17 protein-coding genes are annotated in these 15,729 nt (G+C 39.2%); all 17 read left to right on the forward strand.

Annotated features, from left to right (window positions below; translation table 11 throughout):
• Window positions 1–53: 53 nt before the first annotated feature.
• Window positions 54–947 carry a flagellar basal body rod protein FlgG gene (flgG, locus tag FPQ13_RS02560; protein ID WP_144087744.1) on the forward strand — a complete coding sequence of 298 codons (894 nt, stop codon included), beginning with the start codon at window positions 54–56 and terminating at the stop codon, window positions 945–947.
• A 259-nt stretch (window positions 948–1,206) separates the two neighbouring features.
• The gene (locus FPQ13_RS02565) at window positions 1,207–1,425 is read left to right on the forward strand and encodes a flagellar FlbD family protein (protein WP_144087745.1); all 219 of its coding nucleotides are present in this window, start codon (window positions 1,207–1,209) and stop codon (window positions 1,423–1,425) included.
• A complete protein-coding gene (locus FPQ13_RS02570) occupies window positions 1,418–1,849 on the forward strand; it encodes a flagellar basal body-associated FliL family protein (protein ID WP_144087746.1) in 432 nt (143 codons plus the stop codon). Before FPQ13_RS02565 ends, FPQ13_RS02570 begins: the two co-directional genes overlap by 8 nt.
• A 28-nt stretch (window positions 1,850–1,877) precedes the next feature.
• Complete coding sequence (fliM, locus tag FPQ13_RS02575) at window positions 1,878–2,873, forward strand: flagellar motor switch protein FliM (protein ID WP_144087747.1); 996 nt, start codon at window positions 1,878–1,880, stop codon at window positions 2,871–2,873.
• Window positions 2,866–4,059, forward strand: a complete 1,194-nt coding sequence (gene fliY, locus FPQ13_RS02580) for a flagellar motor switch phosphatase FliY (protein WP_144087748.1) — start codon at window positions 2,866–2,868, stop codon at window positions 4,057–4,059. Before fliM ends, fliY begins: the two co-directional genes overlap by 8 nt.
• Before the next feature lie 42 nt (window positions 4,060–4,101).
• Window positions 4,102–4,464: a response regulator gene (locus tag FPQ13_RS02585; RefSeq protein WP_144087749.1), complete on the forward strand. Its 363-nt coding sequence runs from the start codon at window positions 4,102–4,104 to the stop codon at window positions 4,462–4,464.
• Between the two features lie 92 nt (window positions 4,465–4,556).
• Window positions 4,557–5,219, forward strand: a complete 663-nt coding sequence (fliO, locus tag FPQ13_RS02590; protein ID WP_186279527.1) for a flagellar biosynthetic protein FliO — start codon at window positions 4,557–4,559, stop codon at window positions 5,217–5,219.
• Window positions 5,212–5,880: a flagellar type III secretion system pore protein FliP gene (fliP, locus tag FPQ13_RS02595; RefSeq protein ID WP_144087751.1), complete on the forward strand. Its 669-nt coding sequence runs from the start codon at window positions 5,212–5,214 to the stop codon at window positions 5,878–5,880. Before fliO ends, fliP begins: the two co-directional genes overlap by 8 nt.
• A gap of 15 nt (window positions 5,881–5,895) precedes the next feature.
• A complete protein-coding gene (gene fliQ, locus FPQ13_RS02600; RefSeq protein WP_144087752.1) occupies window positions 5,896–6,165 on the forward strand; it encodes a flagellar biosynthesis protein FliQ in 270 nt (89 codons plus the stop codon).
• 1 nt (window position 6,166) lies between these two features.
• A complete protein-coding gene (gene fliR, locus FPQ13_RS02605) occupies window positions 6,167–6,946 on the forward strand; it encodes a flagellar biosynthetic protein FliR (protein WP_144087753.1) in 780 nt (259 codons plus the stop codon).
• A 2-nt stretch (window positions 6,947–6,948) separates the two neighbouring features.
• Window positions 6,949–8,031, forward strand: coding sequence for a flagellar biosynthesis protein FlhB (gene flhB, locus FPQ13_RS02610; RefSeq protein ID WP_144087754.1), 1,083 nt, complete (start codon window positions 6,949–6,951; stop codon window positions 8,029–8,031).
• A 20-nt stretch (window positions 8,032–8,051) separates the two neighbouring features.
• Window positions 8,052–10,085: a flagellar biosynthesis protein FlhA gene (flhA, locus tag FPQ13_RS02615; protein ID WP_144087755.1), complete on the forward strand. Its 2,034-nt coding sequence runs from the start codon at window positions 8,052–8,054 to the stop codon at window positions 10,083–10,085.
• Complete coding sequence (gene flhF, locus FPQ13_RS02620; RefSeq protein WP_144087756.1) at window positions 10,082–11,185, forward strand: flagellar biosynthesis GTPase FlhF; 1,104 nt, start codon at window positions 10,082–10,084, stop codon at window positions 11,183–11,185. The genes flhA and flhF overlap by 4 nt, the downstream gene beginning before the upstream one ends.
• Window positions 11,179–12,051, forward strand: a complete 873-nt coding sequence (locus tag FPQ13_RS02625) for a MinD/ParA family protein (RefSeq protein ID WP_144087757.1) — start codon at window positions 11,179–11,181, stop codon at window positions 12,049–12,051. The genes flhF and FPQ13_RS02625 overlap by 7 nt, the downstream gene beginning before the upstream one ends.
• Window positions 12,052–12,179: 128 nt before the next feature.
• On the forward strand, window positions 12,180–13,235 hold the full coding sequence (locus tag FPQ13_RS02630) for a protein-glutamate methylesterase/protein-glutamine glutaminase (RefSeq protein WP_144087758.1): 1,056 nt from the start codon (window positions 12,180–12,182) through the stop codon (window positions 13,233–13,235).
• 12 nt (window positions 13,236–13,247) lie between these two features.
• Window positions 13,248–15,245 (forward strand): chemotaxis protein CheA, encoded by a 1,998-nt coding sequence (locus FPQ13_RS02635; protein WP_144087759.1) that lies wholly within the window; start codon window positions 13,248–13,250, stop codon window positions 15,243–15,245.
• Between the two features lie 13 nt (window positions 15,246–15,258).
• Window positions 15,259–15,726: a chemotaxis protein CheW gene (locus FPQ13_RS02640; protein WP_144087760.1), complete on the forward strand. Its 468-nt coding sequence runs from the start codon at window positions 15,259–15,261 to the stop codon at window positions 15,724–15,726.
• Window positions 15,727–15,729: the final 3 nt, after the last annotated feature.

Here is a 15,729-nt window from a genome sequence, read left to right on the forward strand (position 1 = left end):
AACGAAAGAAGCAATTTCACTATTAAACTTAAAATCGGAAGGTAGAGATGTAAATGTTACGTTCAATGTATACAGGTATCTCAGGAATGAAAGGTTTTCAAACGAAATTAGATGTTGTTTCCAATAATATTGCCAACGTGAATACGTTCGGCTTTAAAAAAGGACGTTACACATTTTCAGATTTAATGAGTCAAACGATGCAAGGTGCTACAGGTCCTATACAAAACGCAGCAGGTAACCCAACATTAGGTGGACGTAACCCAATGCAAGTTGGCTTAGGAACAACAACAGGAAGTATTGATAATATCCATACACAAGGTAACCGTCAGACGACGAATAGACCACTAGATTTGGCAATTGAAGGTGATGGCATGTTTGCGACTGCCGAATCGGTTGATGGTGATGATAACCTTGCGACGGATGCTGATGATCTTAGCTTTACAAGAGCAGGTAATTTTTATTTCGATGACAACGGGCATATTGTAACGAGTGGCGGAAGATATTTGGTAGGGCGGACGCCAAACGCAGCGAATGATGGTGTGACAGATCAAATTGGACGTATTCAATTGCCAGACGATGCTCAAAGCTTCAGTATCGGTGGAGATGGAACGGTCAATTATGTGGACGGAGATGGACAACCAGCTGTAGCAGGCCAAATTTTGCTTGCTAATTTCTCCAACCCAGAAGGTTTGGATAAAGTCGGAAGTAATTCCTATAAAATTTCAAACAATGCTGGTGAATTGGATGGCGGAATCGTCGATTATTTATACGTACCTGGAGACGGTGGCGCGGGTAGCCTTTTTGCCGGTGCACTAGAAATGTCAAACGTCGACCTTTCAGAGGAATTTACTGAAATGATCACAGCTCAGCGTGGATTTCAAGCGAATACACGTGTCATTACAACAAGTGATGAAATTCTACAAGAGCTTGTTAACTTGAAACGATAAAGGAGGCACGGGGCTTGGACAAATCAAAGTTATAAACTCAGAAACACGAATGACAATCTAATTTAGCGTAGGAAATATACGGAGACTTCTGCGGGAGCAAAAGCCTAGGTGAGACCCCGTAGTGCGAAGCACGAGGAGGCTCAACAGCTGCCCGCGAAAAGCGAAGTATATTTCCGAAGCGAGTATTTCCGCTGCACTGAATTAGAATGTACGTATCTGAGTCAACTTTAAAGGTTTTGCCCAGCCCCTTACCTAAAATATGATCGAATTAACTAGACTGAACGGTGATGAATTTGTTTTGAATTCATTATATGTAGAAAAAATAGAAGCGCTGCCTGACACAACCATCAGCTTAATTAATGGGAAAAAGCATTTTGTGAAAGAGACGGTCTCAGAAGTCATTCAATTGATTACTGACTACTATCAACAAATCGGAATAATTGATCTACATAAAAAGGTGGTGGAAAAAAATGAGTAAACCAATCAAAATCATGGTTACTATACTCATTTCATTGACGATTATTGGAATAGCAACCATTGTTATTCTTGTTTACGGTGATCAAGGCTCTGTTTCATCGGAAGAACGAACGATTGATGACATGGTTGAGAATTCGTTCATGACAGGAGAGATACGGACAGATTTAGCAGATAACAATTTTTTGCTAATCCAATTTCGAATCGTAACCGATAATGAAGATGCAGCTGAATTTCTACAAAAGGGTGAGCATTTTCAGTTGAATAATGTCATTTTAAAAGAACTAACTGTCCTGAAGGAAGAAAACTTCAGAAGTGGACTCAGTGAAGTTGAACAACAATTAAAAAAACGTTTGAACCAAATAGAAGGATTGAAGGACCACGGAAAGGTAACCGATATTTTTACAATTGATAAAGTTCTTCAATAATGAAAGACCCAATAATGGGGGTGAGAATATGGCCGATGATGTTTTATCCCAAGGTGAAATTGATGCCTTGCTCTCCGCGTTATCCAGTGGAGAAATGGATGCAGATGAATTAAGAGCCGATGAAACAGAAAACAAAAAAATAAGAGTCTATGATTTTAAGAGAGCATTGAGGTTTTCGAAAGATCAAATTAGAGGACTGACACGAATCCACGAAAACTTTGCAAGATTATTGACATCGTTTTTCTCAGGACATTTACGGTCTTATGTATCCATACAAGTAGCATCTGTCGACCAGGTGCCTTATGAAGAGTTTATCCGCTCTGTTCCGTCTAAAACAATATTAAACGTCTTCTCTGCAGATCCATTAGAAGGACGGTTACTTTTCGAAGTGAACCCGAACATCGCCTACGCAATATTAGACCGAATGCTAGGTGGTTCAGGCTCTAGCTTAAATAAAGTAGAAACATTAACGGAAATTGAAACGAAAATTATGTCGAGAACATTCGGGTCAGCCATGGAATCGTTAGAAGAAGCCTGGGAATCAATGGTTTCCATTGATGTGGAAATGGAAGATTTCGAAGTGAACCCACAATTTCTGCAAATTGTGTCGCCAAACGAGACAGTAATTGTTATCTCGTTAAATACAGTGATTGGTGAAAGTTCTGGAATGATGAACATTTGTATTCCTCATATTTTGTTAGAACCGATTATTTCTAAACTTTCAGTTCACTATTGGATGGAAAACCAAGCACATAAAGGAAATGAAGAAGATTATCATTTGCTTCAAGAAAATTTATCGAAAGTATCCGTTGATGTCAAAACGAATTTAGGGGAAACATCCGTTACCATTGAAGACTTTTTGCATTTGCAGACTGACGATGTAATCAAGCTGGATCAATCTATCCATAAACCATTAAAGTTATATGTTGATGAAGAACCGAAATTCTACGTTCACCCAGGGAAGAAAAATAATCACTTAGCCGTTCAGGTCTTCAGTGATATGGAGGAGGAAAACGATGGATAATCATAAAAGTGATATGCTCACACAAGAAGAGATTGATGCGTTACTGAATGGCGATGGCGGCCCATCCAATGACCATAAGGATGAAGAATCAAGTCAACAAGATCAACAGTCGTCAGATTCCATGAATAAATCAAAGTCTTCCCTTGAAGATGTGCTCACTTCCATGGAAATAGATGCAATCGGTGAATTAGGGAACATATCCATTGGTAGCTCAGCGACAACTTTATCAACTCTATTGAATCATAAAGTAGAGATTACAACACCAGTTGTTAACGCTGTCCATGTTGATCAACTTGGCGATGAATTTCCGATACCCCATGTTGCTGTTAGCGTAGATTATACATCTGGCTTCACAGGGTCAAATTTGTTGGTTATTAAACATGAAGATGCTGCAGTAATTGCTGACCTTATGTTAGGAGGCGATGGTTCTTCACCATCTAGCGATTTAGACGAACTGCATTTAAGTGCTGTTCAAGAAGCGATGAATCAAATGATGGGTTCTGCTGCAACAAGTATGTCATCTATTTTCAACGAGCAGGTCGATATATCACCACCGAAGCCAATTATGTTAGATGTTATGACAGGTGACGGCTTAGAATATTTACCGGATGAGCCAGTGTTGATTAAAGTGTCGTTCCAACTGAAAGTAGAAAACTTAATCGACTCTAGCATCATGCAGTTGTTGCCGATTCAGTTCGTCAAAGATAGCGTGGAGCGTTTATTGAATGGGAGTCCGAAAGAGGAAATGAATCAACAACCTGTTGATAAGGGGGAAGGTGAAGAGGCTGTGAAAAACTATTCAGAGGAAGAGCCTGAGCAAAAACAGCACACAAATGACAGCTCATATCAGAAACCTTTCATCAACAATGTTGAATCTGCTCAATTTAGTGAGTTTGGCTCTTCAGAAAAGACAAACCCGACTGAGCGCCGAAACCTGGACTTATTAATGGATATTCCACTGAATGTTTCAGTTGAACTCGGACGCACTCGGAAGCCTATTCGGGATATTCTCGAACTTAGCACAGGTTCAATTGTTGAATTGGACAAGCTTGCGGGGGAGCCGGTTGATATTCTAGTAAACAGTAAATTGATTGCAAAAGGTGAAGTCGTTGTCATCGAAGAGAACTTCGGTGTTCGGGTCACTGATATATTGAGTCAAGCTGAACGAATTCAAAAGTTACGTTAGGAAATTACATTAAATAAAAAAAGAATAAGGGAGAAATCTATTATGGCGAAAAAGATATTAATCGTAGATGACGCAGCTTTCATGCGTATGATGATCAAAGATATTTTAGTGAAAAACGGTTTTGAAGTTGTTGGAGAAGCTCAAGACGGTGTTGAGGCAGTTGAGAAATATGCAGAGCTCCAACCAGACCTTGTGACGCTTGATATTACGATGCCTGAGAAAGATGGTTTGACTGCTTTGAAGGAAATATTAAGTGCAGACAGTGATGCGAAAGTGATTATGTGTTCAGCGATGGGTCAACAATCAATGGTCATCGATGCCATTCAGGCAGGAGCAAAGGACTTTATTGTTAAGCCATTCCAAGCGGACCGCGTGCTCGAAGCGATAAATAAGGTGTTAAGTTAATTGATCGATTGCTGTATGAAAGAACATCAATGAATATAGGCAACGTTTTAAAAGAAATCTATGAAAACATTTTACGGTTAGGGTCGATAAAGATGAAACAAAAAATAGCCATTGGGGTCCTTCTTTTCTTTTTATTCATTCCAATTGGTTCAGTATCTGCTGCACCGAGTGGAGAAGGAAATGTCTCCGATCTTTTTGATGAAGAGAAGACGAATCAACAAGAAGAACCTGTACAAGAAAATAGTAACGACAATGAAGACTCAACTGGTGAGCAAGTAGCTGCATCTGATCGCTCTTTGTTTCTAGATTTCTTAAAAATGATTGTCGCGCTTGTCGTTGTGTTAGGTTTAATCTATTTTCTATTAAAATTTTTACAAAAACGAACACGAATCTATCAGCAGACACGTTCATTGGAAAACTTAGGCGGCTTATCACTTGGTTCAAATAAATCTGTCCAGATCGTACGAGTTGGCAACGATTATTACTTAATCGGTGTCGGGGATAACATTCAATTACTAGATAAAATAGATTCGCCAGATACGATCGGCAGTTTGGAATCAAGTGGGACTACGTCCAATCAAGCCATTCCTTTTCAAGATTTATTGAAAAAATTCACTCAGAAAGATCAAAACCCTTATCAAAATAGTGATACGGATATAAGAAGTGAATTTCAAACTGAATTGAGTCAAATGGAAAAAAGTCGTAGTGAGTTGCTGAAAGGAAGCGAAAAGAAGGGGGATCAACGTCATGACTGATGCCGTTAACCTATTGACAGAAAATGATCCACAAGCAGCTTCGTCAGCCGTTCAGCTACTGCTATTGTTATTGGCAATAACCATTCTCCCGAGCATACTGATTTTAATGACTAGCTTCACTCGTATCATTATTGTGTTGTCGTTTGTTCGAACATCACTCGCGACGCAACAGATGCCGCCGAATCAGGTGCTCATTGGATTAGCTTTATTTCTGACATTCTTTATCATGGCACCGACGTTTAATGAAGTGAATGAGGAAGCATTACAACCTCTGTTTAATGAAGAAATCACGTTGGACGAGGCTTATGAAGCGGCAAGTTTACCCTTCAAAGAGTTTATGGCGAAGCATACGAGACAAAAAGATCTTGCATTATTTATGGATTATAGCGGAGAAGAAAGTCCAGAGACACTAGCTGATATCTCTTTGACGACATTAGTACCTGCCTTTGCGATTAGTGAATTAAAGACAGCCTTTCAAATGGGCTTTATGATCTTTATTCCGTTTTTGGTCATTGATATGGCTGTTGCTAGTGTGTTGATGTCAATGGGAATGATGATGCTCCCGCCCGTTATGATTTCATTGCCATTTAAAATCTTATTGTTTGTCATTGTCGATGGCTGGAACTTAATTGGTCATTCAATATTGGAAAGTTTTACATAGGAAGTAGGGCATTAAATGAGTTCAGATACAGTAATAGCATTAGCGGAACAAGGCGTCTATACATTATTGATTGTCATTGGCCCTTTAATGATTTTAGCGCTAACCGTTGGGCTTCTCGTCAGTATCTTTCAAGCGACGACCCAAATTCAAGAACAAACGTTGGCGTTTATTCCTAAAATGATTGCCGTATTTATTGGGGTCGTTTTTTTTGGGCCTTGGATGCTTCAGCGTATGATTGAATTTACAATCAATATATTCAATAACATCCCTAACGTGGTCGGTTAATATGGCTGAGTTTATAGACCTTGCGAGAATGCCTGGATTGTTATTAATTGTTGCTCGTTTAGCTGGATTTTTTATGATGACACCGTTTTTTTCTTACCGAAATATTCCGATGCCCGTTCGTATTGGTTTAGTCATGTTTCTTGCTTGGATTATGTATTTCACTTTAGAAATTCCGGTGTTTTTCTTGAATGGACAGTTCTTCCTCTTATTAGTGAAGGAAGTAACCGTCGGGTTAATGATTGGCTTGTTGGCTTACATCATATTATCCGCCATTCAAATAGCAGGTGGCTTCATCGATTTTCAAATGGGATTCGCGATTGCTAACATTGTCGATCCGCAAACTGGAGCACAGAGCCCGATTATTGGTCAATATTTATATATTTTTGCTTTACTGTTTTTAGTTGCTACAAATGCGCATCATTTACTGATTGATGGGATTTTTTACAGTTATGAATTTATCGGATTTTACGACATGATCCCGATAGGCGATCAGTCTTTTCCGGTGTTTATTTTAGACAGTTTCGCTCATATGTTTATGCTTGCGTTTCAAATGTCAATTCCAGTTGTCGGGTCTTTGTTCTTGGTAGATATCGCTTTAGGTATGATTGCTAGAACTGTGCCTCAAGTAAACGTGTTTGTCGTTGGATTACCACTTAAAATATTTGTCGCATTTGTAATGATTCTTATCTTTTTGGGATTCTACGTCATGTTGCTTCGTGGATTGTTTGAAACGATGTTCCAGATGATGAGACAACTCATGGAGCTAATGGGAGGCGCTTAATCTTGGAATTACTACGATTGGATCTTCAGTTCTTCAATCAAGAAAAAACGGAAAAAGCGACACCTAAAAAGCGCCAAGATTCACGTAATAAGGGTCAAGTTGCTAAAAGTCAGGATATTAATTCGGCAATCTTATTGTTTTTTGTTTTCCTATTTTTGCTCGTGTTTGGTTCAGTCATGGGTGAAGTCTTTACAGGGATGTATACATACAGTTTTACGGAGTTCATCCATTGGGAAGTAACCGCAGCTACGACAGAGCATGTGTTTTTTCAAATGACAATGGAAGCCGTCAAGGTTGTTTTACCTGTGATGGTTGTTGCAGTGATTGCGGCACTTTTATCGAACTACATACAATTTGGCTTGTTGTTTTCGGGGGAGCCGCTGAAATTCGATCTGAAGAAAATAGATCCGATTAAAGGATTTAAGCGTATCTTTTCTGTTCGAGCACTTGTTGAATTTCTGAAATCGTTACTGAAAATTGTGTCCATCGGTGGTGTATGTTTTGCAGTACTCTGGCTTCAAAAAGATGAACTGATGCTCTTATCATTGAAAACGGTGAGTGAATCGATTGCATTTTTTGCTCAATTGACAATTCAAATGGGCATTGCCGCTTCGCTCATGTTGATGTTTCTATCAGTATTCGATTATTTGTATCAACGATATGATCATGAAAAGAACATAAAAATGTCCAAGCAGGATGTAAAGGATGAGTATAAGAAAATGGAAGGGGATCCGTTGATTAAATCACGAATCAAGGATACCCAAAGACAAATGGCTCAACAGCGGATGATGAGCGAAGTGCCGACTGCAGATGTCATCATCACAAACCCAACTCATTTTTCCATCGCACTCAAATACGATGAAGAAAAATCAGATGCTCCATTCGTCGTTGCAAAAGGTGCAGACTATGTAGCATTTAGAATTAGAGAAATTGCAGAAGCAAATGGTGTCATGAGAATTGAAAACCGAAGTTTAGCAAGAGGACTATACGCGTCTGTAGAGATTGGCGACTCCATACCTGAGGAGTTTTATCAAGCAGTTGCCGAAGTATTGGCTTATGTCTATAAGCTCCAACGAAAAGTGTAACTGGAAAGAGGTTTTTTTGAATGTCCATAAAAGATTTATCCGTTCTATTCGGCGTTATTATGATCATTATCATGCTAGTGATTCCTTTGCCGGGATCATTATTAAGCATACTCATTTTGATCAATATATCGTTGGCTTTAATCGTCATATTAGTTGCCATGAATGTTAAAGAAGCATTGGAATTCTCTGTATTTCCTTCACTCTTATTGCTTTTAACATTGTTTCGATTAGGACTTAACGTTTCTACCACTCGTTCCATTTTGTCTGAAGCAGACGCGGGTGGTGTTGTCGATACATTTGGTAACTTCGTGACTGGAGGTAATCCATTAGTCGGTTTTGTCGTCTTTCTTATTCTTGTCGTCATTCAGTTTATCGTCATTACGAAAGGTGCAGAACGTGTTTCCGAAGTTGCTGCGCGTTTCACGTTAGATGCGATGCCTGGTAAGCAGATGAGTATAGATGCCGACTTGAATGCAGGATTGATTACCGAACAACAAGCTAAAGATCGCCGTGAAAAAATTGAAGATGAAGCGGACTTTTATGGTGCAATGGACGGTGCGAGTAAGTTCGTTAAAGGTGACGCGATTGCCGGAATTGTCATCGTTCTGATCAATATTATCTTTGGATTTATTATTGGAATGACTCAATTCGGCTTGAGTGCCGGAGAAACGGTCGATGTTTTCCTGCGATTGACTGTCGGTGATGGATTGGTCTCTCAGATTCCTGCTCTATTAATCGCAACCGGAACAGGAATCATTGTGACACGTGTAGCAGCCAAAGGAAATCTTTCTTTTGACGTCACGAGTCAATTATTCCGCTTTCCTAAGTTACTCTATATCGCAGCAGGAACGATTTTTATGCTCGGGTTAACTCCGATTAATTTCGCTTTGACAACAGTAATTTCCGGCATGCTTGCTTTTGGTGGATTTTACTTGAGTCGTGCTGAGGAAAATGCTGCTGAGCCTTTAGAGGAAGTCGATGAAACGGAAGAGCGTGCGCAAGAAATGGCTGCACCAGAGAATGTCGTGCAGTTACTGAATACAGACCCAATTGAATTTGAGTTCGGGTATGCACTGATTCCGATTGCCGATCAAAACCAAGGGGGAGACCTACTTGATCGCGTTGTTATGATTCGTAGGCAACTAGCATTAGAGCTTGGACTTGTTATTCCAGTCGTCAGAATACGCGACAATATTCAATTGAATCCGAATGAATACCAACTGAAGATCAAAGGGAATGAGGTTGCTCGAGGTGAATTGTATATTAACCATTATTTAGCGATGAGCCCGGACTTAGAAGATGATGGCATTGATGGTATAGAAACGAATGAGCCTGCTTTTGGATTGCCAGCTAAATGGATTACCGAAGAAATGAAAGAAGAGGCTGAATTACTCGGATACACTGTCGTTGATCCACCATCTGTTGTTTCAACACATATAACTGAAGTGATTAAGCGACATGCGCATGAATTGATTGGGCGTGAGGAAACAAGACAGTTAATCGATCACTTAAAAGAAACGCATCCAATTTTAGTGGAAGAAATTACGCCAGAACCATTGTCAATTGGGGAGATTCAAAAGGTACTCGCTAAATTGTTAAGTGAGCAAATTTCCATTCGTAATTTACCGATTATCTTTGAAACATTAGCGGATTATTCAAAAATGACGAGTGATACTGACCTGCTGACTGAATATTGTCGCCAGGCGCTATCTGTACAAATTACTAATCAATATGCACAAGACCAATTTTTAAAGGTTGTTACGTTGTCCCCTCAAGTTGAAAAAATGGTTGCAGAGGGAATTCAACAAACAGAGCACGGTAATTTCATTACGATGGATCCAGAAAATCAACAAAAATTAATCGAAGCAGTCCACCAGGAGTTTACGCAAGCCTATTTTCAAGATACGGCACCAATTGTATTGTGTTCACCGGCTGTTCGAATGTATGTAAAACAAATTATCGGAAGAGCTTTACCTGAAGTTGTCGTATTATCCTATAACGAATTGGAGCCGACTGTTGAAGTAGAAAGCAGTGGGGTGGTGAATGTTCAATGAAGGTAAAAAAATTTATTGCGCCGACAATGCCAGAGGCTATGAATCAAGTGAAAAAGGAATTAGGCGAAACTGCAATAATTCTTGATTCTCGTGAAATTAAGAGAAGTCGTTTTTTGGGACTATTTGGGAAGAGAAATATTGAAGTGTTGGTAGCTGTCGATCCACAACCAGCAAGGAATCGCGAATCTGTTCGAAGCAAGAAGCAAACGGCTAATCATTCAACGAAGCCTACAAATTATGCGAAGAGCGTTCAGAAAACGAAACCTACGATAGAAAAGTTACCTACTCACTTATCGTTATCGAATGAATATCCACATCCAATCGAGAGTATACTTCAGCGGTTGAAAGAAAATGGAATCAATGAAGATACGCGCGCTCATGTGCTTCAAAATCTGCTTTCAGCGTATTATAAAAAAGATGAAAAAGTGACAGATTCAGAGTTAATTGATGTGACAAAAGCGTTTTTTAAACAAGAGATGTCTCCATCTATTCAAGGAACGACAAAACAGTTCAAGCATTTATACGTTCTCGGTCCAACAGGTGTCGGTAAAACAACGACCATTGCCAAAATGGCAGCTAACGAAAAAATGAAACACTCGAAAGACATCGCATTTATTACGTTAGATACTTACCGAATAGCAGCAATCGAGCAGTTGAAAACGTACGCAAAAATTTTAGATATTCCTATAGAAGTGGCTTACAATGCAGAAGATTTAGAAGCAGCCAAAGAGAAATTTAAAGATAAAGACCTCATCTATATTGATACAGCCGGTCGGAACTATATGAAGAGTGAATATATTCAACAACTTAAGGACATGGCCAAGTTTACGGAAGAGGATAAGCTCATGTGCGTTCTATCGCTTACAGCAAAAGAAGACGATATGGATATGATCTATCATCAGTTTTCTGAATTACCTGTTGACACGGTCATTTTTACAAAAGCAGATGAAACTTCTACCTACGGCCAAATCTTTAACTTATGGAGGAAACATCGTTTTGCCATTCAAGCACTCACAAACGGACAAGATGTACCGAGTGATCTTTTGAATGTTGATGACGAAGTCCTTTCTCGTTTAATGGTCGGTGAGAAATTATGGTAAATGATCAAGCGTCCAAGCTACGGGAACTGATGAGTAACCAAACCCAAGAAAATCGTCATCAAGCAAAAGCGATTGCTATATTCAGCGGTAAAGGTGGTGTAGGTAAATCCAATTTTGCTATTAATTTTGGACTTTGTCTCGCTAACCGAAAGAAAAAAGTGTTACTGATTGACTTAGATATCGGTATGGGAAATGTTGATGTTTTGCTAGGTGCTAGTCCTGCCTATTCGATTGTTGAAATGCTTGAGAATAAAATGGGCATGTTTGATATAATTGAATCAAGGTCTGAATACTTTTCCTTCATCGCAGCAGGCACGAGTCTTTCCCGCTTATTTGAGCTAAACAGTGCGGAAAGGACACATTTCATTGAGCAGCTTCAAGGAGTCATTTCTTTTTTTGATTATATTTTATTAGATTTAGGAGCGGGAATGACGAAAAACCACTTAGCTTTTTTAGAAGCAGCTGATGAATCAATTGTCATAACAACACCTGAGCCTACTGCGATTACCGATAGTTATGCTGCAATGAAGCATCTATTAATTGAATCTGACAACCAATCTATTCATCTATCCTTACTCATTAATCGGACAACAAAGAATACCGAAGGATGGCAAGTGTACCAACGACTTAGAGAAGTAACGAAGAGTTTCTTAAACTATCAACTTCGTTTCGCTGGAAGCTTGCCAGATGATCCTACCGTAACAGAGTCAGTTAAAAAACAAGTGCCGTTTATAGAATCCTTTCCAAAATCTAGAATCTCAAAACAATTGGATAAACTCGTCACTCAATATGAACAGCTTGAATCAAAGAAACCCAAGCAATCAAGTACGTTTATGGAAAAGATGAAAACAATGCTTTTTCGTTAAGCTAGTTCTAAAATTTTGTGAATACAACATCGGGATACGAACCGTTCCAATTTTCAAACGATTAAGCTAACGTTAACCCCTCTTTTCATTAAAACGAAATCTCTACAACGACAGAAAGGGTGCGCTGCATGAAACGATACAAAGTACTCATTGTAGACGATTCAGCATTCATGAGAAAAGTGATTTCTGATATCGTTCAGCAGTCGGAACAATTAGAAGTAATTGGAACGGCTAGAGATGGAATTGATGGATTAGCAAAATTAAAACAACTGAAGCCCGACGTTGTTACGCTAGATGTTGAAATGCCTAAAATGAATGGCTTGGAAACATTGAAACGCATTATGGAAATTCATCCAATGCCAGTTGTCATGTTATCTAGCACAACAAAAGTTGGGGCAAAAGAAACCGTCGAAGCTCTTCGAATAGGAGCGGTTGACTTTATTTCGAAGCCATCTGGAGCCATCTCTTTAGATATACATAAAATAGCAACAGAGATTACTAAAAAAATAATTCAAGCAGCAGAAACATCCGATACTCAGCAGCATCAACAATTAGGGAATATGTTCGATATAAATAGTAATGAATTTATTCCACGATTCCCACATAAACAAACGATTGTTTGTATTGGCGTATCAACAGGTGGCCCGAAAGCTTTGCAACATGTCATCTCTCAGTTGCCAGGGAATTTCCGAGCACCAGTAGTCATTGTCCAACATATGCCTGCGAGGTTTACAAAATCGCTTGCTGAACGATTAGACGAACTCTCATCTGTGAAAGTCAGAGAAGCAACTAACGGTGAAATTTTACGTAACGGGGTGGTTTATATTGCTCCTGGGGATTTTCATCTTCAGCTCAAACAGCTCAATCGATCACTAGCAATTGATATTAATAAAGAAGAACCTGAAAAGGGGCATAGGCCGTCCGTTAATAAGTTATTTACGTCCGTTTCAAGATTAAGAAATATAAATAAAATTGCAGTTATACTTACAGGTATGGGAAATGACGGAACGGATGGAGCTAAGGAACTAATACGAGTTGATTCAAACAGTGTAGTCATAGCTGAATCCCAGGAAACCGCGTTAATTTATGGAATGCCAAAATCCATTGTTGAGAATATAAGTGGTTGTTTGATTAGACGATTGGATGAGATCGCTTCAACACTTGTGGAATTGGTGGACGAATAGGGAGGAACATGAATGGAAACCAATCAATATTTAGGAATATTTATCGATGAGAGTAACGAAAACTTACAAAAAGTCAACGATGGATTGCTTGATTTAGAAAAAGATCCAACGAATATGGAGCATATCGAAGTAATCTTTCGGGCGGCTCACACATTAAAAGGCATGTCAGCAACAATGGGCTACGAAGATTTGACTACACTGACGCATCAAATGGAGGATGTGCTAGATTTAGTAAGGAATGGTGAACTGGCAGTATCAGCTCAATTATTGGATATTCTTTTGAATGCTGTTGAAAAGCTTGAAGAAATGGTTGGTGATATTTCGGCTGGTGGTGATGGGGAATCCACTATACAACCTATTTTAAGTCAGCTGAAAGCAATCGGGGAGATTGAAGAATCTGCAGATGAAGCTGTGACGTCTACTGAAGATGGGGTTAATGGTCAGCTCACCCTCGATTCGTTTGAAGAAACGGTAATCAGCCAAGCAAATTCTGAAGGACTACATACTTACCAATTAACAATTCAGCTGACGGATGATTGTTTGTTGAAAGCGGCTCGCGTTTATATGGTTTTTGGCATCTTAGAAAAAGAAGGTGAAGTGATTAAGTCCGTTCCCTCTGTCGAAACGCTTGAGAGTGAAGAATTTGATCATCAATTTGACGTTGTTTTTGTGACTTCGGTAAATGAAAAAGAACTAAAAGACAAAATTATGAAAGTATCGGAAATTAAGCAGGTCAACATTCAACCGATTAAAAGCGTAAATGATCATGAAGAAACTGATAACAAGGAAATGGATCGAACACCAAGAGAGCAAGCGAGCAAGGAAGCCCCGAACAATTCTGATAAGAAACGTAAACAATCAGCGAACAAAACAATCCGCGTTAATATCGATCGGTTGGACGCGTTGATGAACTTATTTGAGGAGCTAGTAATTGATCGAGGTAGATTGGAACAAATTGCTTCTGAAATGGAACATAGTGATTTAACAGAGACGGTCGGTCGGATGAGCAGGATATCCGGTGATCTTCAAAGTATCATTTTAACGATGCGCATGGTACCAATTGAGCAAGTTTTCAATCGCTTTCCGAGAATGGTCCGTCAACTGGCACGTGAACTGCAAAAAGATATTCAATTAGATATTGAAGGTGCTGAAACAGAACTTGATCGAACGGTAATCGATGAAATTGGAGATCCTTTAGTCCACTTAATTCGAAACTCGTTGGATCATGGGATTGAAATGCCCGAAGTCCGTGAAAAGAATGGTAAGAATCGTCAAGGACACGTACTGCTGAAGGCCTATCACAGTGGTAATCATGTTTATGTTGAAATTTCTGATGATGGACAAGGGATTAATCGAGAAAAAGTATTGAACAAAGCGCTTGAAAATCAAGTGGTGACACCGGAACAAGCGAATCAGCTTTCAGATCGACAAATTGATGAGTTGATTTTAGCGAGTGGTTTTTCAACCGCGGATGAGGTTTCTGATCTATCTGGTCGCGGTGTAGGACTAGATGTTGTCAAAAACACGATCGAGTCATTGGGCGGAACAATAGAAATCGCGTCAGAGGAAGGTAAAGGCACAACATTTACAATTCAGCTTCCGTTGACGTTATCAATTATCTCAGTCATGTTGAGCACGGTTGGTAGTGAAACGTATGCAGTGCCATTATCTACAATCATTGAAACGGCGATTATCAATCAAGATGAGATTGTAACCATTCAAGGACAAAAAATGATGCATTTCAAAGAGTCAGTCATTCCTCTTATCTTTTTGCGTGAAGTGCTGGATGTACCGGATTCGAACAATGCACCAGATAAAGAGTCAGTTATTATTGTTCGAAAAGGGGAGCAAGTGGCTGGCCTAGTGGTTGATTCACTAATTGGTCAGCAAGAGGTTGTTTTAAAGAATCTAGGAAACTATTTAACGAGTATATTTGCCATTTCAGGTGCAACAATACTAGGCGATGGAGAAGTTGCCTTAATCATAGATACGCATTCACTAATTAAATAAGGAGGCTGTTTAAATGAGCGAAGTATCAAAAGAAATAAAAGTAATTGTCTTCAGGCTACAAAATGAAGAATATGGGGTGCCGATTGATTATATCGGTTCAATTGAGAGAATGTTAGAAATCACTCGAATTCCTAACACACCGAAGTTTATCAAAGGCGTTATAAACTTACGTGGCATTGTTACGCCTGTCATCGATTTACGTGAACGTTTTGGTATGGAAACGAGTGAATATTCGAGTCGATCCCGGATGATTATCGTACAAATTGATGACAAAGAAGTTGGAATGATTGTTGATGAAGCGAACGATGTAGTTGATTTGAGAGAAGATGCTATAGAAACACCACCAGAGGTTATCGGCTCTGTTGATACAGACTATGTACGAGGAGTCGCTAAACTGGATGATCGCTTATTAATTCTGTTGAATCTTGATCGAGTGCTTTCAAATGAAGAAGTAAGTCAGTTATCAGCAGTAGAAAAATAATTC

Origin of the sequence: Allobacillus salarius (genome assembly GCF_007559425.1) — a bacterium.
Lineage (GTDB): Bacteria > Bacillota > Bacilli > Bacillales > Alkalibacillaceae > Allobacillus > Allobacillus salarius.